Raw genomic sequence first — 25,185 nt, forward strand, 5'->3', positions numbered from 1 at the left:
TGGGGGCATGACCGCTGAGATCGCACGTGCCACCCGGGTCGTCGTTCGGGTTCCCGCCAAGGTGAATCTCGAGCTGCGGGTCGGTCCGTTGCGCGACGACGGTTTCCACGACCTCGCCACCACGTTCCACGCCGTCGACATCTTCGACGAGGTGACGGTGACGCCGGACGCCGAGTTCTCCGTCAGCGTCACGGGCGTGGGTGAGGACAAGGTGCCCACCGACGAGGCCAACCTCGCCTACCGCGCGGCGGCGTTGCTCGCCGAGCGCTTCGACGTCGAGGAGCGGTGCGCGATCAGTATCGTCAAGGCCATCCCGGTGGCGGGCGGCATGGCCGGCGGTTCGGCCGACGCGGCCGCCACCCTCGTCGCGTGCGACACCCTGTGGGGGCTCGGCCTGCGCCGACACGAGCTCGAGGAGATCGCCGCCGAGCTCGGATCCGACGTGCCGTTCGCCCTCACCGGGGGCACCGCGCTCGGTACGGGCCGCGGCGAGCAGATCGTCCCGGTGCTCGCCACCGGTACCTTCGAGTGGTTGTTCGCGCTCACGCACGAGGGGCTCTCGACGCCGTCCGTGTACGCCGAGTGTGACCGGCTGCGCGAGGGTGAGGACGTGCCCGAGCCGCAGCCGTCCGACGGTTTGCTCGCGAGCCTGCGTTCGGGTGACGTGCACGGCGTTGCGCTCGCCATGCACAACGACCTCGAGTCGGCCGCCCTGTCGCTCATGCCGTCACTGCGCCCGCTCATGGAGATGGGCCTCGAGATGGGGGCTCTGTGCGCGCTCGTGTCGGGCTCGGGCCCCACGGTCGCGTTCCTGCTCAAGGATCGGCAGGACGCCGTCGCCCTGCGGCGCGTGCTGGAAGCCGGTGGTCTGGCGGACGACTTCGTCCACGCCAGTTCGACGCCCCACGGCGCCCAGGTGCTCGTCGTCGACTGACGCAGGCCCTCAGGTTTGGGCGGCCCGCCGCGGTGGGGGAGAATCGCGGCCATGGTCAACCTCGTCTCCGCTGAGAAGATCTCACTCGCCCTCGGCACCCAGCAGTTGCTCGACGACGTGTCGCTGGGCATCTCCGGCGGCGACCGCATCGGCATCGTGGGCCGCAACGGTGGAGGCAAGTCGACGCTGCTCAAGGTGCTCGCGGGCGTGCACGCCGTCGACGGAGGCCGCCTCACCCGCACGAACGGCCTGACGCTCGGCATGCTGACCCAGACCGACACGATTCCGCCGGAATCGACCGTGCTCGACGCCGTCGTCGGCGACCGCGCGGAGCACGAGTGGGCCGGTGACGCGCGCATCCGAGACGTCATCAACGGACTCATTCCGGGCATGGAGCTCTCCGACGTCGTCGGCCCGAAGTCGGGTGGTGAGCGCCGCCGCATCGCGCTCGCGCGCCTCCTCGTCGACGACCCCGACCTCCTTCTGCTCGACGAGCCCACCAACCACCTCGACGTCGAGGGCGTCCAGTGGCTCGCCACCTTCCTGTCGACGCGCCGCAACCGGCCCGGTACGGCGCTCGTCACGATCACCCACGACCGGTGGTTCCTCGACGCCACGAGCACGAACACGTGGGAGGTCATCGACGGACGCGTCGAGCAGTACGAGGGTGGGTACGCCGCCTTCGTCCTCGCGAAGGCCGAGCGGGCGCGCATCGCCGCCGTCACGGAGGAGCGTCGGCAGAACCTGCTGCGCAAGGAACTCGCGTGGCTGCAGCGCGGGGCGCCGGCGCGCACGAGCAAGCCGAAGTTCCGCATCGACGCCGCGAACGAGCTCATCAAGAACGAGCCGGACCCGCGCAACGACGTCGAACTCGTGCGCTTCGCGACGACGCGCCTGGGCAAGGATGTCGTCGACCTCATCGACGCGTCGATCACCGTCGGCGGGCGGGAGCTGCTCGCCAAGCAGACGTGGCGCCTCGCTCCGGGTGAGCGCACGGGCATCGTCGGGGTGAACGGTGCGGGCAAGTCGACTCTGCTGCGCGCGATCGCCGGGCAGCAGGAGCTGTCGGCGGGCAAGCGCAAGGAGGGCAAGACCGTCAAGATCGCGTACCTCACGCAGGAGGTGCGCGAACTCGACACGGTGGAGGGCTGGCGCGTCATCGAGGCCATCACTGACGTGGCGAGCTACATCGTGCTCGACGGCAAGGAGACCTCCGCCTCGCAGCTGGCGAAGCGGCTCGGGTTTTCGGGCGGGCGTCAGCAGTCGCGCGTCTCCGAGCTGTCGGGTGGCGAGCGTCGGCGTTTGCAGTTCCTGCGGCTGCTCATGGCGGAGCCGAACGTCCTGCTCCTCGACGAGCCGACGAACGACCTCGACATCGAGACGCTGACGTCGATGGAGGACGTGCTCGACGGCTGGGCGGGCACCCTGCTCGTCGTCTCGCACGACCGCTACCTCCTCGAGCGTATGTGCGACCGTCAGGTCGCGCTGCTCGGCGACGGCAAGATTCTCGACCTCGTCGGTGGCGTCGAGCAGTACCTCGAACTGCGCAAGCACCACCTCGAGGCGCAGGCGGCGTTCGAGCGTCAGGGCGCCGCGGCCAAGGGCGTCGACGCGACATCGCTCGCTGAGGGCGACGCCGCTCCGGCGCGCCAGGTCTCGGCCGCCGAGGAGCGCGAGGCGCGCAAGACGGTGGCGCGCATCGAGCGTCAGCTCGCGAAGGTGGCCGACCGCGAGGCGAAGCTGCACGACGAACTCGCCGCCGCGGCGAGCGACTACGGCAGGGCCGCCGAGATCAACGTGAAGCTGCAGGCCGTGCTCGAGGAGAAGGAGGGCCTCGAGCTCGAGTGGCTCGAGGCGGCCGAACTCCTCAGCTGACGACGGCGCACGACGGCGATGCCCGGTCGGACCCCACGGTCCGACCGGGCATTCTCGTGCCTGTGCGCAAAGGTTTTGAACGTGTTCAAAAAGGCGTAGTGTTCCTCACATGACGACGAAGTCGGAAGCCACACGGGAGGTGCTCGTCGAAACGGCGCTGCGCCTGTTCCGGGAACGGGGCTACGAGAAGACGACAATGCGCCTCATTGCCACGGAGGCCGGTGTCTCGCAGGGCAACGCGTACTACTACTTCGACGGCAAGGACGCCTTCGTCCAGGAGCTGTACCGGCGCATCCAGGTCGAGCACCGGCGTCTCGCGGAGCCGCGTCTGCGCGAGGGGGCGCCGCTGGCGCAGAACCTGCGGGTCCTGTGGGAGGCGGGCATCGAGGTCAACGCGCCGTACCACGACTTCGGTTCGACGATGCTGCACGTCGCGCTGCGTCCGGGCGCCGGCGTCAGCCCGTTCTCGGCCGAGTCCGCGTCGCCGCGTGACGAGGCCATCGCCCTCGTGCGCCACGTGCTCGTCATCTCCTCCGAGGTGCCGAGGGGGCGACTCGGCGAACAGTTGCCGGTGCTGCTGTGGACGGCCTACCTCGGCGTGGTGCTCCACTGGGCCGTCGACGACTCGCCCGGTCTGAAACGGACGCAGACCCTTGTCGAGGGCGCGCCACCCATCGTGGGCAAGCTGCTGTCGCTCGCGCGCTTGCCCTTCGCCCGTGGCGTGACGGGTGACCTCACAGATCTCATCGACCGGCTGTCGAAGGAGCAGAAATGAACTCAGGCGTGATTGTCATGGCGGGGGCGTCGGGCTTCATGGGCCGACGGCTGCAGGAGGCGTTCCGGCGTGACGGGTTCGAGGTCCGCACGATCGGCCGCGGTGCGCAGAACGACGCGCAGTGGGACGACGACCTCGCGCCCGTGCTCGACGGCGCCGACGCGCTGCTCAACCTGGCCGGTCGCTCCGTCAGCTGTCGGTACACGAAGAAGACGGCCGACGAGATCTTCTCCTCGCGCACCGAGACGACGCGCAGCCTCGGCGAGGCATTGGCGCGGTGCCCGAACCCTCCGATCGTCTGGCTGAACGCGAGCACGGGCACGATCTACCGCGATGCCCGTGACCGGCCGCAGGACGAGGCCGACGGCGAGCTCGGCACGGGATTCTCGGTGTCGGTGGCCCGCGCCTGGGAGTGTGAGCTCTTCGACGCCCCGACGTCGGTGCGCAAGGTGGCGCTGCGAACGTCGATCGTGCTCGGCGCGGACGGCGGTGCCCTCAGCCCTCTCATCAACCTCGCTCGCGTCGGGTTCAGCGGTCCGCAGGGTGACGGCGACCAGGTGTTCAGCTGGATCCATCTCGATGACGTGTATGGCGCGGTACGGCACATCATGGCCGACGACCGGATCGCCGGGCCGGTGAATCTGGCCTCGCCGCATCCGGTGAGGAACCGGACGCTGACGGCGGCCGTGCGTCGTCACTTCGCCGGTCGACTTCCCGATCGTGGAGTGCCGCTGCCGCGGTGGTCGCTCGAGTTCGGCGGGCGCGTCATCCGCACGGAGCCCGAACTCGTGCTCAAGAGCCGGTGGGTGGAGCCCGGCGTTCTCACCGCGACGGGGTACGGGTTCGCGTTCCCGGGCCTTGATGAGGCGCTCGCCGATATCGCGAAGGAAACGCCAAGGGGGCTGTTGCGGGTGCAGCTCGGCTGAAGTCTTCGCGTCAGCGGGCGTCGAGCTGGGCGATGAGCCGCTTGCCGGCCGTCGCGCGGTAGGAGGAATCGATCAGCTCGTGCACCTCGCTCCAGTCGCCCGGGCCGCCGAGGCGACCGCTGAGGTCGTAGGCCAGCCAGCCGCGGGTGCCGAGGTAGGCGGGGACGAGGAAGCGGCCGTCGGCGAGGAGGGCGTCGCGCTCGTCGGGGCTGGGCAGGAACGTGATGGCCTGCGCGAGGGCGTCGTCAGGGACGCCGCGGGCGCGGTCGTCGCGGTGGACGTGGCCGGCCCACCAGCCGAACGTCTTCGTCGTGTAGAAAACGGGCGATCCGTGGGAGGTCTTCTCCTGGGCGCCGGGGAACGAGAGGCAGATGTCGCGGACGCGGGCGAGGAGGTGCGCGGAGTCGGCGGTCATCGTCAGGTCTCGACGGCGGCGAGAAGGGCGCGCAGGGAGTCGGCGAGGTCGGCGCGGCTCCGTTCGTCCATGCCGGACAGGAGGCGCCGCTCGTGGGCGAGTAGGGCGTCGAAGGCGGCGTCGACGACGGTGAGGCCGTCGGGTGTGAGGCGCACGAGCACGCCGCGGCGGTCGCTGGGGGAGGGTTCGCGGGCGACGTAGCCGCGCTTCTCGAGGCGGTCGACGCGGTTCGTCATCGTGCCGGACGTGACGAGGGTCTGCTGGACGAGCGCGCCGGGGGAGAGCTGGAAGGGCTCACCGGCGCGGCGCAGCGCGGACATGACGTCGAACTCCCAGCCTTCGAGCTGGTGCTCGGTGAAGACGGAGGAGCGGGCCTGGTCGAGGCGACGTGCGATGCGGCTGATGCGCGAGAGGACGTCGAGCGGGGTGGCGTCGAGATCGGGACGCACCGTGTTCCAGGCTGTGACGATCGCGTCGACCTCGTCGCCGCGCGTCTCGGGCTGGGGTTCGCGGTGGCCTGTCATGCGTGCAGTCTACCGACGCATCAAGAAACTTGACGTCGAGAGACTTTGGCGCGGTGCCGGCCCAGCTCGCGCCGGTTCAGGCGTCGGCCGACGCGGCGCCGTCCGCACCCTCGTCATCGAGACGCGTGACGAGCGACGAGTTGCCGCGCGGCGGCGCGGTGGCGTCGATGGCCGTGGTCTCGAGGCGGGGTGAGGCTTCGAGGCCGGTGAGGCCGTTCCAGCCGAGGTTGACCATGTGCGCGGCGATTTCTTCGGCGGTGAACTCGTGGCCGTGTTCGAGCCACCAGTCGCCGGTGAGGGCGACCATACCGACGAACATCTGCGCGTAGATGGGGGCGAAGCGCTCGTCGATCTCGCGGCGGCGCATGACGCGGGCGAGGTAGGTCTCGATCTGCGTTGCGAGGTCGGACATGAGGCTCGACAGGGGGCCGGTGGAGTGCCAGGACGGGGCGTCGCGGATGAGGACGCGGAAGCCGTCGGGGCGCGTGCTGATGTAGTGCAGTTCGGCGACGGTGGCGCGTTCGAAGAACTCGCGCGGGCTCATGTCTTCGGTGATGGCGTCGGCGATGGTTTCGAGCAGGGCGCGGGTCTCCCGATCGACGACGACGGCGTAGAGGCCCTCCTTGCCGCCGAAGTGCTCGTAGACGACGGGCTTCGTGACGCCGGCCGCGGCCGCGATCTCCTCGACGGTGGCGTCGGCGACGCCGCGCTCGGCGAAGACGCGTCGCCCGACGCCGATGAGTTGCTCCCGACGCTCGGTGCCGGTCATGCGGATCTTCGGCCGTGACGTCGTCATTCCCTCATTGTGCCCTGCTCACAGGCGAGTTCGGCGCTCGCGGGTCGGGCCGTGCGCCGATGTGCCGCAGGTGCGGGCGGTGAACTACTCTGGGGCGGTCCGTTCGCGGACGTTCCCCGGTTGCTCTGCTGGCAGGGGCCGCCTGACTTTGAATCAGGATTAGCGACGTTGGTTCGATTCCAACCCGGGGAGCCCGCCCAAGCTAGTTTGCGAGTAACTGCCCTCTCCGTTTGCGAATCTACGGTTCGCAGCGATTTCGGCGGCTGATTTCTCCCCGAGCGTGTCGAGATGAAGTCCCATCCGGCACTTCGGGCCTAGTGTGGCTGCCGGCGGATCGTCGGTGTGGTGATGGGGCACGCACAATGCCCCGCTCGGTGGTGAGCGAGGCATTGCAAGGTGGATTATCCACGGTGAATAAGGTTCAGGTTCTCCACTCGGTGGGACTTCCTTTTACGCCGCCCTCGCACAACTCGGGCTCCGGTGTTCCAGTGTGGGTTTCCCTGCTCCATTGGCGACAGCTACGACCACTACTGGTGGCCCGAAGATGCGCGCGGCATGACGGGGGCTCTGTTCCATGCTCCTGGGTAGCTGGTGCATCGCGGGCGGCGTTGGCATCCTCGTGGCCATGCTCGTCGTCCTGCCGATCAAGGCATTCACCTCGACCAGCGAGGTGATGGAGGGCACCGACCTCAGCCGCTCGCTCGAACATCTTTCGAGGAATGTCATCGCCGTCCGCGCCGCGTTCGCAGCCCTCGCCGTCGGCGTCGTCACGGTGGCACTCGCCGTGACGGAGGTGTCGCGCACCGCCACCACCATTGGGGCCGTCCTCACGTCAGCCCTACTTTCCCTCGTTCTGGTGACGCATGTGCGACGCCCGTAGGGCTCGTAAGCGTCAGGTGGCGGGTCGTGGTCTCACACCCTTGTTCCAAGCCATTGACACAAATGGTTGCCGGGTCGCACACTTGTTGTATCAATCACTTGAAACAAGGAGTCCGGGATGCCCATTCTGTTCATCGGCGCGGTCATGCTCGTCGTCGGCATTGTGGTTGTCGCCCTTTCTGCGCGGCGCGGTGACGACTCGGGCACATCCATCGAACGAAGCGCAGGGCGGCATCTTCGCGCCACTCGCCTCGTCGCCCTCGTCTGCGGGGTCGCGGCCTTCGCCGGGAGCGTGACCTTCGGCGGTTCGCTGGGGCGTGGCCTTGTCGTCGCTCCCGCCCTCGCGGGCGCGGTGGCCACCGTCGTCATGGCGGTCGGCGAAATGAGCGCGCCGCGCGAGGGAGCGCTCGAGCGTTCGGCGTCCCTGGCACGCCGAAACCCGTCCGACTTCGTCTCGCGTGCGGCAGCCACAACAATGCTCGTCACGCTCGGGGCGCTGGTCGGACTGCTCGTGCTCGCCGGCCTCACCGCGTCGGCGGACTACATGGGCCGCGATGGCCGCGCCGTCGAATGGGCGACGGCCCTGGGGGGCGAGGGCCGCAGCCCATGGCCGGGGGCTTACTACGGGGTGCCGCTCGGGGTCAGCCTGCTCGTCCTGTGCGTGGGCCTGCTCGTAGGACTCCGCGCGGCCGCTGCGCGTCCGCAACTCAACGCCGATCACGCCGAAGCCGTCAGCGACGACGCTCTGCGTCACCGCAGTGCTCGCTCGCTCCAGTGCATTGCCCTCCTGGCGCTCGGTCTCAGCCTTGCCGGCGTCGCGCTCCTCGTGACGGGCGGCACCCGAACGACCCAGCCTGGTGCGCCGACCTGGGTCTCCGTGGCGCACTGGTGCGGCGTCGCAGGGCTCCTGATCGCGCTCGTCGCCTGCCTCGTGGGCGTGCGCACCCAGCTCGCTCGGGCGGCCACGCGATGAGTGCACTGCGCGTCGACGCTGCCGACCCCACCCCGCCCTACGAACAGATCCGGCGGCAGCTGGCCCTCCTCATCGACACGGGCGAACTCGGGCAGGGCGAGAGGCTGCCGACAGTGCGACAACTCGCCGGCGACTTGCAGGTGGCCCCCGGCACGGTCTCGCGGGCGTTCAGGGAACTCGAGGCCGGGGGCTACGTCGAAACACGCCGCGCCGCAGGAACTCGAGTGAAGGCTCGACAACGTCGGAGTGACACGAGCGAACTCGACTCCCTCGCCGCAGGCTTCGTCGCTCGCGCGAGGACGCTGGGCGCCGACTCCGACGACGTGCGCGCTTCCCTCGAGAGGGTTCTGAGGAGAAGCTGATCGCCTGGCCGGCGTTCCGGTTGCGGCGATGCCGCGGCTGCTGCTGTCCGCCCGAGATACGGACGAGTAGCTGTTCGCGGGGGAGTGCGGCCGGAGAATCGATTTCGGCGAGACATCACGGCCACCGTCACGCGTGGATCGCGCACCCAGCAGCCACGACCTAGGATCGGAAGTGCCGCACGAGCGGGCCCGACCGACCTCGATTTCCCCCGGAGAGTTCATGTCCCACGACCCGTCCGATCGTCCCAGCGCAGGCTGGCTCGCCGACGAGACCCCGCGACTCGACAGCTCCGTCAAGGGCTCGGCGTTCGAGCCCACGAGCCCCCGGGCCACCGAGCCCGTTGTCGGCCCCGAGCGCACGGTCGACGGCTTCGCCAAGGCGTTCCTCGACGAACTCAACTTCGAGGCCGGCGTCGCGCTCAAGCGCTCGACGACCACCGACCAGTACCTCGCGCTGGCCCGCACCATCCGCGGCTACCTCATGGCCGACTGGCTGCGCACCGCGGAGCGTCGTCGTCAGAACCCGACGAAGATGGTCGGCTACCTCTCGGCCGAGTACCTGCTGGGCCGCCAGATGGGTAACTCGCTGCTCGCCACCGACCTCGGAGACATCGCCGAGCAGGCCATGACGTCGCTCGGCCTCGACTTCAATCTCCTGCGTGCCCAGGAGATCGAGCCCGGCCTCGGCAACGGTGGTCTCGGCCGCCTCGCCGCCTGCTTCATCGACTCGCTCGCGTCGATGGACGTGCCGAGCATCGGCTACGGCATCCGCTACGAGTACGGCATCTTCCGTCAGACCTTCGAAGAGGGGCGCCAGGTCGAGGTGCCCGACGCGTGGCTCTCCCTCGGCGCCCCCTGGGAGTTCCCGCACCCCGACCGCGCCGTCCAGGTCAACTTCGGCGGCACCACCGAGCAGTACATCGACGGCGATGGCCGCACCCGCCCCCGCTGGCTGCCGGCCTGGAACGTGCAGGGCATCCCGTACCACTACATGGTTCCCGGCTACCAGAACGGCGTCGTCAATACACTGCGTCTGTGGAGCGCCCGCGCCACGCAGGAGTTCGACCTCGAGATCTTCAACTCCGGCGACTACGCCGAGGCCGTGCGCGCCCAGACCTTCGCCGAGAACATCTCGAAGGTGCTCTACCCGGAGGACTCGACGCCGCAGGGGCGTGAACTGCGCCTGCAGCAGCAGTACTTCTTCGTCGCGTGCTCGCTCAAGGACTTCATCGACCGCACGCTCGAGGAGGACTTCGACCTCACGAGGCTCGACGAGCGCATCATCTTCCAGCTCAACGACACCCACCCCGTCATCGCCATTCCGGAGATGATGCGTCTGCTCATGGACGAGCACGACATGGAGTGGGCCGCCGCGTGGGAGGTCACGAGCAAGTGCTTCGCCTACACCTGCCACACCCTGCTGCCCGAGGCCCTCGAGGTGTGGCCCGTCGAGCTCATGACGCGCCTGCTGCCGCGCCACATGGAGATCATCTACCGCATCAACGAGGAGTTCCTCGACACCGTTCGCGAAGCCTTCCCCGGTGACGAACTGCGCGTTCGCCGCATGTCGGTCATCCAGGAGCACCCCGAGCGGGCCGTCCGCATGGCCAACCTCGCGACGGTCGCCGGCGTCAAGGTCAACGGCGTCGCCGCGCTCCACTCGGAACTGCTGCGCGACAAGCTGCTTCCCGACTTCGCGGCCCTGTGGCCGAACAAGTTCACCAACGTGACGAACGGCGTGACGCCGCGCCGCTTCATCCGCCTTGCGAACCAGCAGCTGTCCACTCTCATCACCGACACGATCGGCCCCGGCTGGGAGACCGATCTCGAGCGTCTGCGCGAACTCGAGCCCTACGCCGACGACGCCGCGTTCACCGAGAGCTTCCGCCAGGTGAAGCAGGCCAACAAGGATCGCCTGCGCTCCATCCTGAGCCAGCGTGACGGCATCGAACTGCCCGAGCACGCGATGCTCGACGTCATGGTCAAGCGCCTGCACGAGTACAAGCGTCAGACGCTCAAGCTGCTGCACATCGTCTCGATGTACGACGACATCACGAGCGGGCGTGTGCGCCGCGAGGACGTCGTGCCGCGCACTTTCGTCTTCGGCGCCAAGGCGGCGCCAGGTTACTTCATGGCGAAGGAGATCATCTTCCTCATCAACTCGGTGGCGAAGACGATCGCGCAGGACCCGCGCGTCACCGACCTCATGGCCGTCGCGTTCCCCGCGAACTACAACGTGACGCTCGCGAACAAGCTCATCCCCGCCGCCGACCTCTCCGAGCAGATCTCCCTCGCCGGCAAGGAGGCCTCCGGCACGGGCAACATGAAGTTCGCCCTCAACGGCGCGCTGACGATCGGCACCGACGACGGCGCGAACGTCGAGATCCGCGAACTCGTCGGCGACGAGAACTTCTTCCTCTTCGGCATGCTCGAGCCCGAGGTGGCGGCGCTCGCGGACCGCGGCTACACACCGTCGTCCTTCTACGAGTCGAACCCGGCGCTCAAGCGCGCCATCGACCTGCTCGCGAGCGGCCACTTCACCGGTGGCGACCGCTCGCTCGCGGCTCCGGTTGTCGATGATCTGCTCTACAAGGACAGGTTCATGGCGCTCGCCGATTTCCAGTCCTACCTCGACGCGCAGGCCCGCGTGGATGCCGCCTACCGCGACGTCGACGGCTGGACCCGCTCGGCGGTGCTCAACGTCGCGCGCTCCGGCTTCTTCTCATCCGATCGTTCGATGCGCGACTACCTCGACCGCATCTGGATGCCGAAGAGCTGACGCCCGAAACGCGAACGCCCGCGTCACCTGGCCGTTTCGGCCGGTGACGCGGGCGTTCGCGCTGTTGGTGACGTTCTCGCTGCTCGGTGGGTCGCGGCGTCAGGCGGTCTGCGCGGACGTGTCCGGGGTGCTCGGCGGCGTCATGTGGAAGCCGTAACCGACGCCCCACAGCACGGCTTCGGAGCGCGTCGTGACGCCCATCTTGCGGTAGGCGGTGCGGATGTAGCTCTTGAGGGTGTTGAGCGTGAGGTGCAGGTGCACGGCGATGATGTCGTTCGGCATGCCCTGGCAGATGAGCGCGACGACCTCGCTCTCACGCTCGGTGAGGCCCTGGCGGCGCCCCGGCCACGCGCCGCGCTCGAGCTCGATGGGGAGCGACTCCGACACGACGTGCTCGCCGGAGTCGATGGCGCGCAGGGACCGCACGAGTTCCTCGCCGCCCAGCGCCTTGGACAGGACGCCCGTCACCCCCATGTCGAGCATCGGGTCGACGAACGACTGCGGAATGCTCTTGGTGAACACGGCGATGCGCTTGACGTTCTCGTCGGCGCTCAAGACGTTGAGGGTCGACCAGCCGCGGTCGGCCATGGCGAAACAGTCGTACAACGCAATGTCGACGCCCTGGCTGATCTCGGTCTGCGCCACGAGCTCGACCTCGTCCGCGTACGGCCTGAGGAGAGCGTCGAGACCTTGGACGACAATCTCGAAGTCGTTGATGAGCGCAACGCGCAGTTTCTTGTGCTGGGTTGACACCTGTTGTCCTCCAACCCGATTCGCCCGAGGGCCCGACGATGGTTCTCGCGGGAGTCTATCGACGCGCCGACCGCTCGGGCGCAGGACCGGGTAGAAGGTCGATTTCACGCTTGCCGCGCGAGGGTGATCCGGGCCGGCGGAACGAGGTCAGCCGGCAGGTGTCATCCGGCCCAGGAGACCGTTGAGCGCGCGCACGAAGCCGTCCGGGTCCGCCACCATCGACAGGTGCCCGGCGTTCGCGACGGTCGCCGACGGCGGGTGGCCGAGGTTGCGCTCGGCGCCCTCGCGTGAGCCGCCACCGGTGGCGTCCTCCTCGCCCCACAGGACGGCGCGCGGCACCCGAATCGCGCGGACCTGCTCGGGCGTGAGGTGGAGCATCGGTCGATCCGCCGTGTCGAGCATCGCCTCCTCCGCGACGCGTTGCCGCAGCGGGCGGATCCACGCGTCGACGAGGGCATCGCCCTTCGCGCCATGCAGGCCGTGGCAGACACTTCCGCACTGTGCGTCGAAGATGCGCCGAGGGAACCAGTTCCAGTGCGTGCCGAGGCGGTACAGCGACAGGGCGTACGGAGTGCGTGCGATGAACGACGCGACGGCCGGCGGTTCGCCCTCGCGTCCGTCGAACGGGAGGGCGTCACCGTCGGCGAAGACGATGCCGGAGATCCGATCGGGGTGCTCGAGGGCGACCGCCCCGACGACGGCGGCCCCGAGTGAGTGCCCGACGAGCGTCGGCTTGTCGAGCTGCAGCGCCTCGACGACGCCGAGGACGAGGTCGCTCTGGTCATCGAGCGAGTAGCGCTCCGAGTACTGCGAGTACCCCGAGCCCGCGAGGTCGACGGCGACGACGGGCCGGTCCTTCGCCAACTGCGGTGCGACGAGAGACCACGACACGGTCGACTCGGCGAAACCGTGGACGAGAACGAGCGCAGTCTGCGTCGAAGCTGCGTCGCCCCAGCGTTCCTAATGGACGCTGATGGTTCGCCCGTCGCGCAGCTGAACGTCGACGTCGGCACCTGTCGGTGCGTCGAGGCGTTTCGGGGGAGTGGTGAGTGCGTTGAACGTCAGCGACAGCACCGTGACGACGAGAAACGTCGTGACCACGCCGCGCAGCACCCGGCGGCCGACGGAGCGCACACGCGTACGACGGACGGGTTGCTCGGCCGGTTCGGCCGAGGAGGGACAGACGCGTGGCTCATGCTCAGCCGAGCTCGCCGTTGCCGACGCTCGGCTCTGTCGTGCGCTTGGCCGCCGCGCCCATCCGCTCCTCAAAGCCACCCGATTCGACGAACGCCGTGATGCGCTTCGTGCCCATGGCCTGCAGAACGATGTCGGCGACGACGTTGGCGAAAAGTGCCACGAGGACGATCCACGGCACCCAGGGGTCACCGAAGACCCAGACGACGGCCACGGGCACGTGGAACACGAGGGGGCACAAGCAGGCGAGCGATCCGGAGTGCAGGTGCGCCGCGCCTTCCTCGGCCTGCGCCGAGTGGACGGCGTCGGCCATGCCGGCCGCCATGAGGACGAGCCCGGAGGCGATGCCGAGCTGGGCGCCGCCGATGAAGTCGGCGATCGAGGTGTCGTCGCGATCCATCGCGGCCTCGATCTTGGTACCGTCGCGTCGTAGACGAGCCACCACAGCGCGCACGACAGCGCCATGGCGCACGCCGCCGTCACCCAGTGCATCGGCTCGCGATGATCCTCGTCGAGGGCGTTGACGATCTGGACGACGCACTCACCGAGCAGAAGCATGAGCAGTAGGCCGATGCGCTCGACCATGTGCGGGCCGTGCAGGCGTCGGCCCTCCACGTCGCCGCGGCCGGCGAACGAGAAGCCGATCTCGGCGGTGGCCAGCACCACGAGAGCCACGACGAGGAGCCAGACCTGGTGGACGAAGCCGACGGCGAGGGTGGCGAGGAGGAACGGGGCGAAGGGTAGGGCGCGCGTCAGGTGGTTCGGGCGTTCGATGCGTCCGCGCAGCCACAGCGGCCACGTCGCGGCGCGTGCGATGGCGTACCCGATGACGAACAACCAGAAGTGGCCCTCGGTCACGCCCTCCACACCGATCGCTAGGACGCCCATCCCGGCCATCGAGAGGAAGAGCAGCGGGCGCCGCGCGGGCCGACCACACCCGACACGTTCGTCATGGCGCTGACGTTGGACCACGCGAGCCACACGACGAACGTCAGCCCGATGGAGGTCCAGATGAGCGACCACGACGGATCGCCGTGCACGAGATGGGTGAGGCGTACGATGACGACGACGAAGACGAGGTGGTAGAAGAGCTCGAGCCAGCCGACGCGCTGATGCAGGACGGCGGGCTTCGCGCCGGTGTCGTTCATTCCGCAAGGATGAAGGACGCCGAGCCCCCCTCTCGCGCTCCAACGAGCGCCGCCCGGATGCCGGAACGGCGCCGCACGACACGCTGGCGAAGACGCCCATGGCGCCTTGCGTCCAGGCCGGGACAAGCGTTCCCCGGGGCGAGGCGGGAAGTGGGGCGGTAGAGTCGCTGTGCTACTGCTGCCCGTTCGTGATCCGAGGCGGGCCGCAGCTTCCAGACATCACCGAATCGCAGGGGAGCTTCACACGTGAGCGCACCGCGTCCCGCAGCCATCATCGTCCTCGCCGCCGGCGAGGGCACCCGCATGAAGTCAGACATCCCCAAGGTGCTGCACACGATCGGCGGACGTTCCCTCGTCGGGCACGCCGTCGCGGCCGCCCGGGGCACTGAGCCGTCGCACCTCGCCGTCGTCGTGCGCCATCAGCGTGAGAGGGTCGCGGCGCACATCGCAGAGATCGCTCCCGACGCGACGATCGCCGACCAGGACGAGGTCAAGGGCACCGGTCGCGCTGCGGAGTGCGCGCTCGAGATGTTGCCGAACGATCTCTCCGGCACCGTGCTCGTCACCTACGGCGACGTGCCGCTGCTCGCGACGCAGACCCTCACCGAGCTGACGACGGCGCACGAGCAGGGCGGCAACGCCGTCACCGTGCTCACCGCCGTTGTGCCGAACCCCACCGGCTACGGGCGCATCCTGCGTGACGCCGCGGGTTCCGTCGCGGGCATCATCGAGCACAAGGACGCGCTGAAGGCCCGCGAGGAGGGCACCGAGCACAAGGACGCCGTCGAGATCCGCGAGATCAACTCCGGCATCTACGCGTTCGACGCGGCGGTGCTGCGCGAGAGCCTCGCGAAGGTGACCACCGACAACGCCCAGGGCGAGAAGTACCTCACCGACGTCCTCGGGCTTGCCCGCGAGGCGGGCGGCCGCGTCGAGGCGCACACGATCGACGACCTCATGCAGACCGAGGGCGTCAACGACAAGGTTCAGCTCGCCGCCATGGGCCGCGAGCTCAACAAGCGCATCGTCGAGCAGGCCATGCGTGACGGCGCCATCGTCATCGATCCGGCGACGACGTTCGTCGACGTCGAGGTGACGATCGGGCGCGACACCGTCGTCCACCCGAACACGCAGTTGCGCGGCGCCACGACGATCGGCGCGAACTGCGCGATCGGCCCCGACACGACGCTGGTCGACACCGAGGTGGCCGACGACGCGTCCGTCGTGCGCACGCAGGCCAACCTCGCGACGATCGGCGCCGGCGCGAGCGTCGGCCCGTTCAGCTACCTGCGCCCGGGCACCGAGCTCGGCGCGAAGGGCAAGATCGGCGGGTTCGTCGAGACGAAGAACGCCCAGATCGGCGACGGCGCCAAGGTGCCGCACCTCACGTACTGCGGCGATGCCGTCATCGGTGAGGGCGCGAACATCGGCGCGGGCACGATCTTCGCCAACTACGACGGCGTCAACAAGCATGTGACGCACGTCGGCGCCCACAGCTTCGTCGGCTCCGACTCGGTGCTCATCGCACCCGTCACCATTGCGCCCGGCGCGTACGTCGCCGCCGGTTCCGCCGTCGACGGCGACGTCGGCTCCGGCCAGATCGCGGTCGCCCGCGGCCGGCAGCGCAACATCGACGGGTGGGTCGAGCGCCGCCGTGCCGGGACGAAGACGGCGGACGCCGCGCGTGACGTCGCGCACGCCTCGCCCCGGGCCGCCGCCGGTGAAGCGGCGTCCACTAGTGTTGACGAGGAATCCTCCGCAGACGAAGGGATCACGAAGTGAGCCTGTCCATGAAGCGCACGACCGAGAAGAACCTCATGGTCTTCTCCGGACGGGCCAACCCCGAACTCGCGCAGGCGGTGGCTGAGGGGCTCGGCACCCAGCTCGTGCCGACGCAGGCCTACGACTTCGCCAACTCGGAGACGTACGTGCGCTTCGACGAGTCGGTGCGCGGTTGCGACGCCTTCGTCATCCAGAGCCACACCGCTCCGGTGAACCAGTGGATCATGGAGCAGCTCATCATGGTCGACGCGCTCAAGCGCGCCTCGGCCAAGCGCATCACCGTCGTCGCGCCGTTCTACGGCTACGCACGTCAGGACAAGAAGTCGCGCGGCCGCGAGCCGATCTCGGCCCGCCTCGTCGCCGACATGTTCAAGACGGCCGGTGCCAACCGCCTCATGGCGGTCGACCTGCACACCGACCAGATCCAGGGCTTCTTCGACGGTCCCGTCGACCACCTGCAGGCCCTGCCGGTCATCACCGACTACGTCGCGAGCAAGTACGGCAACGAGAACCTCGCCGTCGTCTCGCCGGACGCCGGCCGCATCAAGGTCGCCGAGGCCTGGAGCAAGCGCCTCAACGGCGCACCGCTGGCCTTCATCCACAAGACGCGCGACGTGACGCGCCCCAACCAGTCGGTCGCCAACCGCGTCGTCGGCTCGGTCGAAGGCCGCACCTGCCTGCTCGTCGACGACATGATCGACTCGGGTGGCACCATCTGCCACGCGGCCGACGCGCTGCTGAACGACGGCGCCGCGTCCGTCGTCATCGCCTCGACGCACGCGATCTTCTCCGACCCGGCCGTTCAGCGCCTGAACGACTCGGTGGCCCGCGAGGTCATTGTCACGGACACCCTGCCGATCACGCCGGAGAAGAAGTTCGACAAGCTGACGGTGCTGTCCATCGCGCCGCTGCTGTCGCAGGCCATCCGTGAGGTCTTCGAGGACGGCTCGGTCACGAGCATGTTCGACGAGGCGCAGTAAGCACTTCGCCCGATGACGGCCTCGAACCCCGCACGTGCGGCGGTTCGGGGCCGTTTCGCCTCCGTGGCGTCGCTCGTTTAGACTGGTCGACGTTGCCTCGGCGAGGGATGCTGCACGGGCGCGCGACGAAAGTCGCCGTTCGGATCCAGGGTCCGTGATCGACGCGGTGGTTCTCCGTTCGACGTCCGCTCTGTGTGAGCGTGTGACGAAGTGGCGTACCCGCGCGAACTCGTGCCCGTACATCGCCCCGCGTCGAGGCCACCGCACCCGATACGTCGGTTCGCGCGCAAGCGCGAGCCCCTTCCGCTTGGAGGCCAGCCATGGCACAGGAGAAGACCTACCTCGACGCCACCATCCGCACGGAGTTCGGCAAGGGCGCTGCCCGCCGCATCCGCCGTGAGGACAAGATCCCCGCCGTTCTCTACGGCCACGGTGAGAAGCCGGTTCACCTCGAACTCGAGGGCCACGCCACGATGCTCGCCGTGAAGAACCCGAACAACCTGCTCACGATCCGCTACGACGGCAAGGAAGAGCTGGCGCTCGCCCGCGACGTCCAGCGCGAGATCCTGCGCCGCAACATCGAGCACGTCGATCTCGTCATCGTGAAGCGCGGCGAGAAGGTCGTCGTCGACGTCGCCGTCCACGTCGAGGGCGAGGCCGCTCCCGAGACCGTCGTCACGACGGAGAACGCGACGCTGTCCGTCGAGGCCCCGGCCACCGACATCCCCGAGTTCTTCACGGTTTCCGTCGAGGGCCTCGAGGCCGGTACGCAGATCCTCGCGAAGGACATCACGCTGCCCGAGGGCGTCACGCTCGACTCCGACGAGGAGCTGCTCGTCGTCAACATCACCGAGCAGATCTCCGCTGAGGCTCTCGAGGCCGAGCTCGCCGAGGCCGAGGCCGAGGCCGGCATCGAGCACGACGAGTCCGACGAGGAGGCCGCTGAGGCCGAGGCCGCCGAAGGTGCCGAGGGCGAGTCCGCCGAGGGCGACGCAGCCGAGGGGGACGACTCCGAGCAGGAGTGATCCCCGGTCCGAACAGGACTCTCTGACGAGGCCCCTCGTCGCCGTCGCAGGCGGCGGGGGGCCTTCGTCGTCACCGCCCTGCGGCATACTGGTCGCTCGTGGAAAGGACGCCCATGGACCCCTGGCTCGTCGTCGGCCTCGGCAACCCCGGCCCGAAGTATGCGGGCAACCGCCACAACGTCGGCGCCATGGTGGTCGAACGCATGGCAGCTGACGCAGGCGTCACGTTGCGCGCCCACAAAGCACGGGCCGCCGCAGCCGAAATCCGCCTCGGCACCATGCCGGGCGGCATGCCCGGGCCCAAGGCCGTCATCGCGGTGCCGAGCAGCTACATGAACGAGTCGGGTGGACCCGTCAGCGCGCTCATGAAGTTCTTCAAGATCCCGCCGGAGCGTCTCGTCGTCCTGCACGACGAACTCGACATCGACTTCGGCGCGGTGCGCCTCAAACTCGGCGGCGGAGAGGGCGGCCACAACGGCCTGCGCTCCATCAGCAAGAGCATCGGCACGAAGGACTACCTGCGCGTGCGTCTCGGCATCGGTCGTCCGCCCGGACGCATGGACGTGGCCGACTTCGTGCTCAAGGACTTCAACGCGAGCGAACGCAAGGAACTCGACTTCCTCGTTCCCGCAGGCAGCGACGCCGTCGAAGCCCTCGTCCACCGTGGGCTCACCGACGCGCAGAACATCGTGCATGCCCACTGAACGCGTCACCGAGCACGTCAGCCGACGTCTCGCGCTGCACGCCTGGTCCGCGACGGCCGTTGTCGCCGTCGGGGGCCTGCTCTTCGTCCTCATCGCGCCCGGAGTGGGCGACATGTGGGCCGCCCTCGCACGCGCCCAGGCCGCTCGTGACGGCGTGACGCTCGGGTACTGGTTCAGCTGGTACTCCGGAGCGCATCCGCCCGGCGGCTACTCGGTCATCGTGCCGTGGCTGTCGGCGCTGCTCGGTGCGCACCTCGTCGTCGCGCTCGCGGCCCTCGCGATTCCGTGGGCCGTGGCCCTCACTGTGACCCAGGTTCGCCGACCGATCGTCGCTGTCTGGGTGGCGACCATCAGCGCCCTCCTCACCCTCGGTGCCGGCCGGACGACGTTCCTCGTCGGTGCGGTCATCGCCATCGGAGCCCTCGACGCCGCCATCCGCGATCGGCGCTGGCTCGCGTCGTTCCTCGTCGTCCTCAGCGGCCTGGCGTCGCCAGTGGCCGTGGCGTTCGTGCTCGTCGGTCTGGGCGCGGGATTCCTCGGCAAACGCCTGTCGATCGTGCCGATCCTCGCGGGGCTGGCCTTCCTCGGTGTTTCGTCGTGGCTGTGGGGCAGCAGCGGCCCCGAAGGCTACGGCTGGGCTCGCGCGCTCATCTCCCTCGCCCTGCTCGCGGTCTTCCTCTTCGCGAACCCGGCGCGTCCGGTCAAGGTCGCCATCGTCATCGCAACGTTCGCCATCGTCGTGTTCTCGGCCGTGCCCAACGCGATGGGGTCGAACCTCGCGCGGCTCGTGTTCGCCGTCCTGCCCGTAGCAGTGGCCGCGACGGCCCGGCGCAGCAACCGCTTCACCGCGCTCGCCGTCGTCCCGTCACTCGTCTGGTCCGCCTACTTCACCGCGCACGATCTGGCCGATTCGCGCGCTTCGGCGTCGTCGGTCACGGTGTACCAACCGCTCGTGGACGCCCTGAAGCGCCAGCCCGGTATCGAGACGAGCCGCGTCGAGGTGGTCGCCGACGGCACGCACACCTCGGCCTTCGTCCTCGCCATGGGCTTCTGGCTCGCCCGCGGCTACGAGACGCAGGCCGACCGTAGCCTCTCCGATGCCTTCGTCGACCGGGAGGCGAGCATCTCGCCGGAGCACCTGAACGGCTGGTTGCGCGACTCGAGCGTCCGGTACGTCGCGCTCAACCGGCACCCGGTCAAGCGCACGGGGGAGTGGCGCACCGCCAACGCGCAGCCCGAGGGATGGCGCGAGGTCTGGTCGAACCGTGACTGGCGCCTGTTCGAGGTCTCGGGCACGAAACCGCTCATCGGTGACGGCGCCACGCTGCGCGGCAAGAGCGCCTCGCACCTCGTCCTCAACGTTCAGCCTGGGCGCGGCGTCGTGGTGCGCGTGCGCTGGTCGTCCTACTTGCACAGCCGCATCGTCGAGGAGAAGGGCCCGGGTGACGCGTCGGGTCACCCCGACGAGACGCCGCGCGTCATCCTCGAACCGTCGGGTGACGGGTGGACGATGCTGCGCCTCGAAGGCTCCTCGGTTGCTCGTGACGTCGAACTGTTCGGCCGCCCCTGAGCGGGATGATTCCGCGCGGTTCCGGGGTTGTCGCAGAGCGCACCTAGACTGAGGTCACGCCTTCGTCCGCCCCGGCGGCGCGCGAAGGTGTCACGGCTGCGCGCCCTGATCCAACCGCCCGCGAAGGAGTTCCGCGAATGCCCGAGGCCACCAATCTGCCGCTCATGCCGCTGCTCGAGCGGGTGTGCGCGGACGCCTCGGTCGGCAGGCTGCTCGCGTTGCGCGGCGAGGAGGGCCTCGTCGATGTTGCGGCCGCCTCCGGCCTGCGCGGACCGATCGCGGCGGCGCTCGCCGGCGCCTGCGCGCCCGGTGAGGGTGGCGTTCCGTTGCTCGTCGTCACGGCCACCGGTCGTGAGGCCGACGACGTCACGGCCGTCTTGCGCAGCTTCCTCGATTACGACGCCGTCGCCGACTTCCCGAGCTGGGAGACGCTCCCGCACGAGCGGATGTCGCCGCGCTCCGACACGGTCGGCAAGCGCCTGGCGGTGCTGCGACGCCTCGCGCACCCCGAATCCGGCGGCACCTACGGGCCGATCGAGGTCGTCGTCGCCTCCGTGCGGGCGCTCATGCAGCCGCTCGCCAAGGGGCTCGGTGATCTCGAACCGGTCAGCCTCGCGGCCGGCGACGAGCGCCCGCTCGAAGACATCGTCCAAGCCCTCGTCGGTGCTGCGTACACGCGCGTCGACATGGTGGAGAAGCGCGGTGAGTTCGCCGTGCGCGGTGGCATCCTCGACGTCTTCCCGCCCACCGAGGACCACCCGGTGCGCCTCGAGTTCTGGGGTGACGTCGTCGAGGAGATCCGCTGGTTCAAGGTGGCCGACCAGCGTTCGCTCGAGGTCAACCCGCACGGGCTGTGGGCGCCGCCGTGCCGTGAGCTGCTGCTGACGCCCGAGGTCCGTGAGCGCGCCGCCGAGCTCGCCCCGACACTGCCCGGCGTCACCGACATGCTCTCCAAGGTGGCCGAAGGCATCGCCGTCGAGGGCATGGAATCCCTCATGCCGGCACTTCTTCCCGCGGGGATGGAGACGCTCGTCGACGTCGTGCGCCCGGGAACCCACGTCGTCCTGCTCGACCCGGAGCGTGTGCGCACCCGCGCCCACGACCTCGTCAACACCTCCCAGGAGTTCCTCGACGCAAGTTGGGCCAACGCGGCTGCCGGCAACGCCATTCCGGTCGACCTGCGCTCGATCCTCGACGGCGGTTCCTACTGGGCGCTGTCGGATCTGCGCGACAAGGCGCTCGCAGGCGGGCGCGCGTGGTGGTCGTTCAGCTCCTTCGCTGCCGACAACGACCTGCAGGAGTTCCTCGAGGACGAGTTGCCCGGCACTCGCGTCACCATCGCGTCGGAGGACGTGCCCAACTACCGCGGTGACACGGAGAAGGCCTCGGCCGACATCAAAGCCCACGTCGACGCCGGGCGATCCGTCGCCGTCGTCACGGACGGGCCCGGCTTCGCCAAGCGCGTGACGCAGGTGCTCGGCGAGCACGATGTGGCCTCGCGCCCGATGACGCAGGTGCAGGCCGGCGTCGAGGTGGCCACCGGCGCGCTCGGGCACGGCTTCGAGATGCCCGACCTCGGTCTCGTCGTCCTCACCGAGGCCGACCTCACCGGTTCGGCCGGGGCGAGCACGAAGGACATGCGACGCATGCCGTCGCGCCGCCGCAACGTCGTCGACCCGCTGCAGCTCAAGCCGGGCGACCACGTCGTCCACGAACAGCACGGTGTCGGCCGCTTCGTCGAGATGATGCAGCGCACCGTCGGCGGAGCCACCCGTGAGTACCTCGTGCTTGAGTACGCCTCGAGCAAGCGGGGGCAGCCGGGCGACCGACTCTTCGTCCCCACCGATCAGCTCGACCAGGTCACCCGGTACGTCGGCGGCGAGATGCCCACCCTGTCGAAGATGGGTGGTTCCGACTGGGCCGCCACGAAGTCGAAGGCGCGCCGTCACGTCAAGCAGATCGCGGGTGAACTCATCCGCCTCTACTCCGCGCGCCAGGCCACGCCCGGTCACGCGTTCGCACCGGACACCCCATGGCAGCGTGAGTTGGAGGACGCATTCGCCTACGTCGAGACGCCGGATCAGTTGAGCAGTATCGACGAGGTCAAGGCTGACATGGAGAAGACGGTTCCGATGGACCGCCTCGTCTGCGGTGACGTCGGCTACGGCAAGACCGAGATCGCCGTGCGCGCCGCGTTCAAGGCGATTCAGGATTCCAAGCAGGTCGCCGTTCTCGTGCCGACCACGCTGCTCGTCAAGCAGCACTTCTCCACCTTCTCCGAGCGGTACGCGGGCTTCCCCGTCACGGTGCGTGCGCTCTCGCGCTTCCAGAGCGACAAGGAGGCCCGCGAGGTGCTCGCGGGCCTGAAGGACGGCTCGATCGATCTCGTCATCGGCACTCACCGCCTGCTGAGCAAGGAGGTCCAGTTCAAGGATCTCGGCCTCGTCATCGTCGACGAGGAACAGCGATTCGGTGTCGAACACAAGGAGCAGCTCAAGCAGCTGCGTACGGCCGTCGACGTGCTCGCGATGTCGGCCACGCCGATTCCGCGCACGCTCGAGATGGCGGTCACCGGCATCCGCGAGATGTCGACCCTGGCCACGCCGCCGGAGGAGCGCCACCCTGTCCTCACCTTCGTCGGTGCGTACGACGAGAAGCAGATCACGGCCGCCATCCGGCGCGAGCTGATGCGTGAGGGTCAGGTCTTCTACGTCCACAACAAGGTCGGCAGCATCGAGAAGCAGGCTGCTCGCATTCGCGAACTCGTGCCTGAGGCGCGTGTCGCCACGGCCCACGGAAAGATGGGCGAGGCCCGTCTCGAGGAGGTCGTCGTCGACTTCTGGGAGCGCAAGTTCGACGTGCTCATCTGTACGACGATCGTCGAGACCGGCCTCGACATCAGCAACGCCAACACGCTCATCGTCGAGCGGGCCGACCAGCTCGGCCTGAGCCAGCTGCACCAGTTGCGTGGACGTGTCGGCCGTGGCCGCGAACGCGCCTACGCGTACTTCATGTTCCCCGCGGAGAAGCCGCTCACGGAGACGGCACACGACCGACTCCAGACGATCGCGAGCCACACCGACCTCGGGGCGGGCATGCAGATCGCGATGAAGGACCTCGAGATCCGCGGCGCCGGAAACCTCCTCGGCGGTGAACAGTCCGGTCACATCGCCGGCGTCGGGTTCGACCTCTACGTGCGCATGGTGGGCGAGGCCGTGGCCGACTACCGCGGCGACGAGGGCAACACGATGCCGGTCGAGATCAAGATCGAACTGCCCGTCGACGCGCACCTGCCGCACGAGTACGTGCCGGGGGAGCGTCTGCGCCTCGAGGCGTACAAGAAGCTCGCGAGCGTCGAGGACGAGGCAGCTCTCGACGAGATCATCGCCGAGCTCAAGGACAGGTACGGCGAGCCGCCGCAGCCGGTGCTCAACCTCTTCGACGTGGCACGCCTGCGCACCGTCGCGCGCAAGGCGGGCATCAGCGATATCGGTGTGCAGGGCAAGTACGTGCGCTTCGGGCCGGTCACCGAGCTGCGCGAATCGCAGCAGCTGCGCCTCGAGCGGCTCTTCCCGGGCACCCTCGTCAAGAGTGCACAGGAGCGCCTGCTCGTGCCCACGCCCATGACGAAGCCCGTCGGCGGCAAGCCACTGCGCGACGAGGCGATCCTGCAGTGGGCCACGCAGCTCGTTCAGGCGGTGCTGCTCGACGACATCGCGGCCGCCGCTGCGGCGCAGGAACTTTCCCGAGGAGGACGCCGATGAGTGCCGACATGAACGCCGGATCGATCGGCCTCGTCGTCGTCAGCCCGCGCGTGCCGGCCGGGCTCATGACACGTGACGCTTGGAGCCGCATCGAGTCCGCGGGCCTCGTCCTCGGGCGTGACGCGGAGGAGCCGCTTGTCGAGGCCGTCACCGAGGCGGGCCTCGAGGTCGAACTCGTCGCAGACGTCACGGCGCCCGATCTGGCCCGGCGCCTCGTCGACGCGGCCGACGAGCAGGACGTCGTATGGCTCGGATCGTCGGACGCCGACCCAGGGCTCACCGACGCGCTCGCCGGTGAGCTGACGCGCCTCGACTCGCCGCCGCCCGTCGAGGTCGTCGTCGGGTCGTGGGACGCTCCCGGCGCACGGCTGCTCGACGCCGTCGCCGTCATGGACACGCTCCGCTCGCCGGGCGGGTGCCCGTGGGACGCGAAGCAGACGCACGCGAGCCTCGCGCCGTACCTCGTCGAGGAGGCCTTCGAGGTCCTCGAGGCGATCGGCGAGCAGGACAGTTCACACCTCGAGGAGGAGCTCGGTGACGTGCTCCTCCAGGTGCTCTTCCACGCGCGCGTTGCGTCCGAGCGCGCTGATGACGGCTTCGACATCGACGCCGTCGCGGGGCGCCTGGTGGACAAGCTCGTCCGCCGCCACCCGCACGTGTTCGCCGACGGCGCCGCGTCCTCGCCCGAGGAAGTCGAAGCGGAGTGGGCCCGCATCAAGGCCGACGAGAAGCCCGAGCGCGACGCCGACGACCCCCTGGCTGGTGTCCCGACCGGGTTGCCGCCGCTCGAGCGCGCCACGAAGTACGTGTCCCGCCTGACGAAGGCCGGCCACGGCGATCTCGTCGCGGACGTGACGAGCGGCGACTCCCTCGGTCCGGCACTGCTCGACCTCGTCGTTCAGGCTCGCGAACTCGGCGTCGATCCGAGCGTGGCCCTGGCCACGGCGTTGAGCGATCTCGACGCCCGCGTGGGCGCTCGACGCAGCGATCCGTCCACATGAGCTTCACCACGGCATTGCTACCGGCC

22 protein-coding genes, 1 tRNA gene and 2 pseudogenes are annotated in these 25,185 nt (G+C 69.2%); 16 read left to right on the forward strand and 9 right to left on the reverse strand.

Translation table 11 applies throughout. The annotated features are described in order from the left end of the window. The first annotated feature begins 7 nt into the window (after positions 1-7). The 4 genes from D1832_RS12335 (at position 8) to D1832_RS12350 (ending at position 4,510) form a co-directional block, all read left to right on the forward strand. On the forward strand, positions 8-934 hold the full coding sequence (locus D1832_RS12335; protein ID WP_118914396.1) for a 4-(cytidine 5'-diphospho)-2-C-methyl-D-erythritol kinase: 927 nt from the start codon (positions 8-10) through the stop codon (positions 932-934). Positions 935-985: 51 nt separating this feature from the next. Next, a complete protein-coding gene (locus tag D1832_RS12340; protein WP_118914398.1) occupies positions 986-2,809 on the forward strand; it encodes an ABC-F family ATP-binding cassette domain-containing protein in 1,824 nt (607 codons plus the stop codon). Positions 2,810-2,918: 109 nt separating this feature from the next. After that, positions 2,919-3,584: a TetR/AcrR family transcriptional regulator gene (locus tag D1832_RS12345; protein ID WP_118914399.1), complete on the forward strand. Its 666-nt coding sequence runs from the start codon at positions 2,919-2,921 to the stop codon at positions 3,582-3,584. Beyond that, the gene (locus D1832_RS12350; RefSeq protein WP_118914401.1) at positions 3,581-4,510 is read left to right on the forward strand and encodes a TIGR01777 family oxidoreductase; all 930 of its coding nucleotides are present in this window, start codon (positions 3,581-3,583) and stop codon (positions 4,508-4,510) included. The genes D1832_RS12345 and D1832_RS12350 overlap by 4 nt, the downstream gene beginning before the upstream one ends. 10 nt (positions 4,511-4,520) lie before the next feature. Here the strand turns inward: D1832_RS12350 and D1832_RS12355 are convergent, their stop codons facing one another. From D1832_RS12355 to D1832_RS12365, 3 genes are all read right to left on the reverse strand, one after another. Next, positions 4,521-4,925 carry an MmcQ/YjbR family DNA-binding protein gene (locus D1832_RS12355; protein ID WP_118914402.1) on the reverse strand — a complete coding sequence of 135 codons (405 nt, stop codon included), beginning with the start codon at positions 4,923-4,925 and terminating at the stop codon, positions 4,521-4,523. Positions 4,926-4,927: 2 nt separating this feature from the next. After that, positions 4,928-5,449 (reverse strand): MarR family winged helix-turn-helix transcriptional regulator, encoded by a 522-nt coding sequence (locus D1832_RS12360; RefSeq protein WP_118914404.1) that lies wholly within the window; start codon positions 5,447-5,449, stop codon positions 4,928-4,930. A 76-nt stretch (positions 5,450-5,525) separates the two neighbouring features. Next, complete coding sequence (locus D1832_RS12365; RefSeq protein ID WP_227484564.1) at positions 5,526-6,245, reverse strand: TetR/AcrR family transcriptional regulator; 720 nt, start codon at positions 6,243-6,245, stop codon at positions 5,526-5,528. Positions 6,246-6,358: 113 nt separating this feature from the next. Between D1832_RS12365 and D1832_RS12370 the strand changes: the two genes are divergently transcribed. The 5 genes from D1832_RS12370 to D1832_RS12390 all read left to right on the forward strand — a co-directional run bounded on the left by D1832_RS12370 (position 6,359) and on the right by D1832_RS12390 (position 11,238). Beyond that, positions 6,359-6,437: transfer RNA gene (locus D1832_RS12370), tRNA-Gln, on the forward strand. A 382-nt stretch (positions 6,438-6,819) separates the two neighbouring features. Then, the gene (locus D1832_RS12375) at positions 6,820-7,125 is read left to right on the forward strand and encodes a hypothetical protein (protein WP_118914406.1); all 306 of its coding nucleotides are present in this window, start codon (positions 6,820-6,822) and stop codon (positions 7,123-7,125) included. 117 nt (positions 7,126-7,242) lie between these two features. Beyond that, positions 7,243-8,097, forward strand: coding sequence for a hypothetical protein (locus D1832_RS12380; protein WP_118914407.1), 855 nt, complete (start codon positions 7,243-7,245; stop codon positions 8,095-8,097). Further along, a complete protein-coding gene (locus D1832_RS12385) occupies positions 8,094-8,459 on the forward strand; it encodes a GntR family transcriptional regulator (protein ID WP_118914409.1) in 366 nt (121 codons plus the stop codon). Before D1832_RS12380 ends, D1832_RS12385 begins: the two co-directional genes overlap by 4 nt. A 220-nt stretch (positions 8,460-8,679) precedes the next feature. Further along, the gene (locus D1832_RS12390; protein ID WP_118914411.1) at positions 8,680-11,238 is read left to right on the forward strand and encodes a glycogen/starch/alpha-glucan phosphorylase; all 2,559 of its coding nucleotides are present in this window, start codon (positions 8,680-8,682) and stop codon (positions 11,236-11,238) included. Between the two features lie 99 nt (positions 11,239-11,337). Here D1832_RS12390 and D1832_RS12395 read toward each other — a convergent pair whose 3' ends face one another. The 6 genes and pseudogenes from D1832_RS12395 to D1832_RS12410 all read right to left on the reverse strand — a co-directional run bounded on the left by D1832_RS12395 (position 11,338) and on the right by D1832_RS12410 (position 14,333). Next, a complete protein-coding gene (locus D1832_RS12395; protein WP_118914413.1) occupies positions 11,338-11,991 on the reverse strand; it encodes a LuxR C-terminal-related transcriptional regulator in 654 nt (217 codons plus the stop codon). Between the two features lie 147 nt (positions 11,992-12,138). Then, positions 12,139-12,915: pseudogene (locus D1832_RS12400) on the reverse strand (alpha/beta fold hydrolase); the annotation flags it as partial. A 36-nt stretch (positions 12,916-12,951) separates the two neighbouring features. Continuing rightward, on the reverse strand, positions 12,952-13,092 hold the full coding sequence (locus tag D1832_RS15910; RefSeq protein WP_241511001.1) for a hypothetical protein: 141 nt from the start codon (positions 13,090-13,092) through the stop codon (positions 12,952-12,954). Positions 13,093-13,189: 97 nt separating this feature from the next. Then, positions 13,190-13,639 carry a hypothetical protein gene (locus D1832_RS15915; protein ID WP_241511002.1) on the reverse strand — a complete coding sequence of 150 codons (450 nt, stop codon included), beginning with the start codon at positions 13,637-13,639 and terminating at the stop codon, positions 13,190-13,192. Between the two features lie 29 nt (positions 13,640-13,668). Continuing rightward, positions 13,669-14,082: pseudogene (locus tag D1832_RS16255) on the reverse strand (low temperature requirement protein A); the annotation flags it as partial. Further along, complete coding sequence (locus D1832_RS12410; protein WP_118914419.1) at positions 14,061-14,333, reverse strand: low temperature requirement protein A; 273 nt, start codon at positions 14,331-14,333, stop codon at positions 14,061-14,063. The gene D1832_RS12410 and the pseudogene D1832_RS16255, both read right to left, overlap by 22 nt. A 246-nt stretch (positions 14,334-14,579) precedes the next feature. Here D1832_RS12410 and glmU point away from each other — a divergent pair, with 246 nt between their 5' ends. From glmU to D1832_RS12445, 7 genes are all read left to right on the forward strand, one after another. Beyond that, positions 14,580-16,115 (forward strand): bifunctional UDP-N-acetylglucosamine diphosphorylase/glucosamine-1-phosphate N-acetyltransferase GlmU, encoded by a 1,536-nt coding sequence (glmU, locus tag D1832_RS12415; protein ID WP_118914421.1) that lies wholly within the window; start codon positions 14,580-14,582, stop codon positions 16,113-16,115. 8 nt (positions 16,116-16,123) lie between these two features. Continuing rightward, positions 16,124-17,095, forward strand: a complete 972-nt coding sequence (locus D1832_RS12420; protein ID WP_118914444.1) for a ribose-phosphate diphosphokinase — start codon at positions 16,124-16,126, stop codon at positions 17,093-17,095. Positions 17,096-17,415: 320 nt separating this feature from the next. Further along, positions 17,416-18,120, forward strand: a complete 705-nt coding sequence (locus D1832_RS12425) for a 50S ribosomal protein L25/general stress protein Ctc (protein WP_118914422.1) — start codon at positions 17,416-17,418, stop codon at positions 18,118-18,120. Between the two features lie 113 nt (positions 18,121-18,233). After that, on the forward strand, positions 18,234-18,824 hold the full coding sequence (gene pth, locus D1832_RS12430; RefSeq protein WP_118914424.1) for an aminoacyl-tRNA hydrolase: 591 nt from the start codon (positions 18,234-18,236) through the stop codon (positions 18,822-18,824). Then, entirely contained in the window at positions 18,814-20,394 is a 1,581-nt protein-coding gene (locus D1832_RS12435; RefSeq protein WP_118914425.1) for a hypothetical protein, read from the forward strand. The genes pth and D1832_RS12435 overlap by 11 nt, the downstream gene beginning before the upstream one ends. A 137-nt stretch (positions 20,395-20,531) precedes the next feature. Then, positions 20,532-24,158, forward strand: coding sequence for a transcription-repair coupling factor (mfd, locus tag D1832_RS12440; RefSeq protein WP_118914427.1), 3,627 nt, complete (start codon positions 20,532-20,534; stop codon positions 24,156-24,158). Continuing rightward, positions 24,155-25,159 (forward strand): nucleoside triphosphate pyrophosphohydrolase, encoded by a 1,005-nt coding sequence (locus tag D1832_RS12445; RefSeq protein WP_241511004.1) that lies wholly within the window; start codon positions 24,155-24,157, stop codon positions 25,157-25,159. Before mfd ends, D1832_RS12445 begins: the two co-directional genes overlap by 4 nt. The last annotated feature ends 26 nt before the right edge of the window (positions 25,160-25,185 follow it).

It is taken from the genome of Dermacoccus abyssi, from assembly GCF_003515945.1.
Classification (GTDB): Bacteria; Actinomycetota; Actinomycetes; order Actinomycetales; family Dermatophilaceae; genus Dermacoccus; species Dermacoccus abyssi.

What these genes read in the sequence shown, in the direction of transcription:
- D1832_RS12335 (WP_118914396.1), top strand. Translation starts at nt 8, where the DNA reads ATGACCGCTGAGATCGCACGTGCCACCCGGGTCGTCGTTCGGGTTCCC.
- D1832_RS12340 (WP_118914398.1), top strand. Translation starts at nt 986, where the DNA reads ATGGTCAACCTCGTCTCCGCTGAGAAGATCTCACTCGCCCTCGGCACC.
- D1832_RS12345 (WP_118914399.1), top strand. Translation starts at nt 2,919, where the DNA reads ATGACGACGAAGTCGGAAGCCACACGGGAGGTGCTCGTCGAAACGGCG.
- D1832_RS12350 (WP_118914401.1), top strand. Translation starts at nt 3,581, where the DNA reads ATGAACTCAGGCGTGATTGTCATGGCGGGGGCGTCGGGCTTCATGGGC.
- D1832_RS12355 (WP_118914402.1), bottom strand. Translation starts at nt 4,925, where the DNA reads ATGACCGCCGACTCCGCGCACCTCCTCGCCCGCGTCCGCGACATCTGC.
- D1832_RS12360 (WP_118914404.1), bottom strand. Translation starts at nt 5,449, where the DNA reads ATGACAGGCCACCGCGAACCCCAGCCCGAGACGCGCGGCGACGAGGTC.
- D1832_RS12365 (WP_227484564.1), bottom strand. Translation starts at nt 6,245, where the DNA reads ATGACGACGTCACGGCCGAAGATCCGCATGACCGGCACCGAGCGTCGG.
- D1832_RS12375 (WP_118914406.1), top strand. Translation starts at nt 6,820, where the DNA reads ATGCTCCTGGGTAGCTGGTGCATCGCGGGCGGCGTTGGCATCCTCGTG.
- D1832_RS12380 (WP_118914407.1), top strand. Translation starts at nt 7,243, where the DNA reads ATGCCCATTCTGTTCATCGGCGCGGTCATGCTCGTCGTCGGCATTGTG.
- D1832_RS12385 (WP_118914409.1), top strand. Translation starts at nt 8,094, where the DNA reads ATGAGTGCACTGCGCGTCGACGCTGCCGACCCCACCCCGCCCTACGAA.
- D1832_RS12390 (WP_118914411.1), top strand. Translation starts at nt 8,680, where the DNA reads ATGTCCCACGACCCGTCCGATCGTCCCAGCGCAGGCTGGCTCGCCGAC.
- D1832_RS12410 (WP_118914419.1), bottom strand. Translation starts at nt 14,333, where the DNA reads ATGAACGACACCGGCGCGAAGCCCGCCGTCCTGCATCAGCGCGTCGGC.
- D1832_RS12420 (WP_118914444.1), top strand. Translation starts at nt 16,124, where the DNA reads ATGAAGCGCACGACCGAGAAGAACCTCATGGTCTTCTCCGGACGGGCC.
- D1832_RS12425 (WP_118914422.1), top strand. Translation starts at nt 17,416, where the DNA reads ATGGCACAGGAGAAGACCTACCTCGACGCCACCATCCGCACGGAGTTC.
- pth (WP_118914424.1), top strand. Translation starts at nt 18,234, where the DNA reads ATGGACCCCTGGCTCGTCGTCGGCCTCGGCAACCCCGGCCCGAAGTAT.
- D1832_RS12435 (WP_118914425.1), top strand. Translation starts at nt 18,814, where the DNA reads ATGCCCACTGAACGCGTCACCGAGCACGTCAGCCGACGTCTCGCGCTG.
- mfd (WP_118914427.1), top strand. Translation starts at nt 20,532, where the DNA reads ATGCCCGAGGCCACCAATCTGCCGCTCATGCCGCTGCTCGAGCGGGTG.
- D1832_RS12445 (WP_241511004.1), top strand. Translation starts at nt 24,155, where the DNA reads ATGAGTGCCGACATGAACGCCGGATCGATCGGCCTCGTCGTCGTCAGC.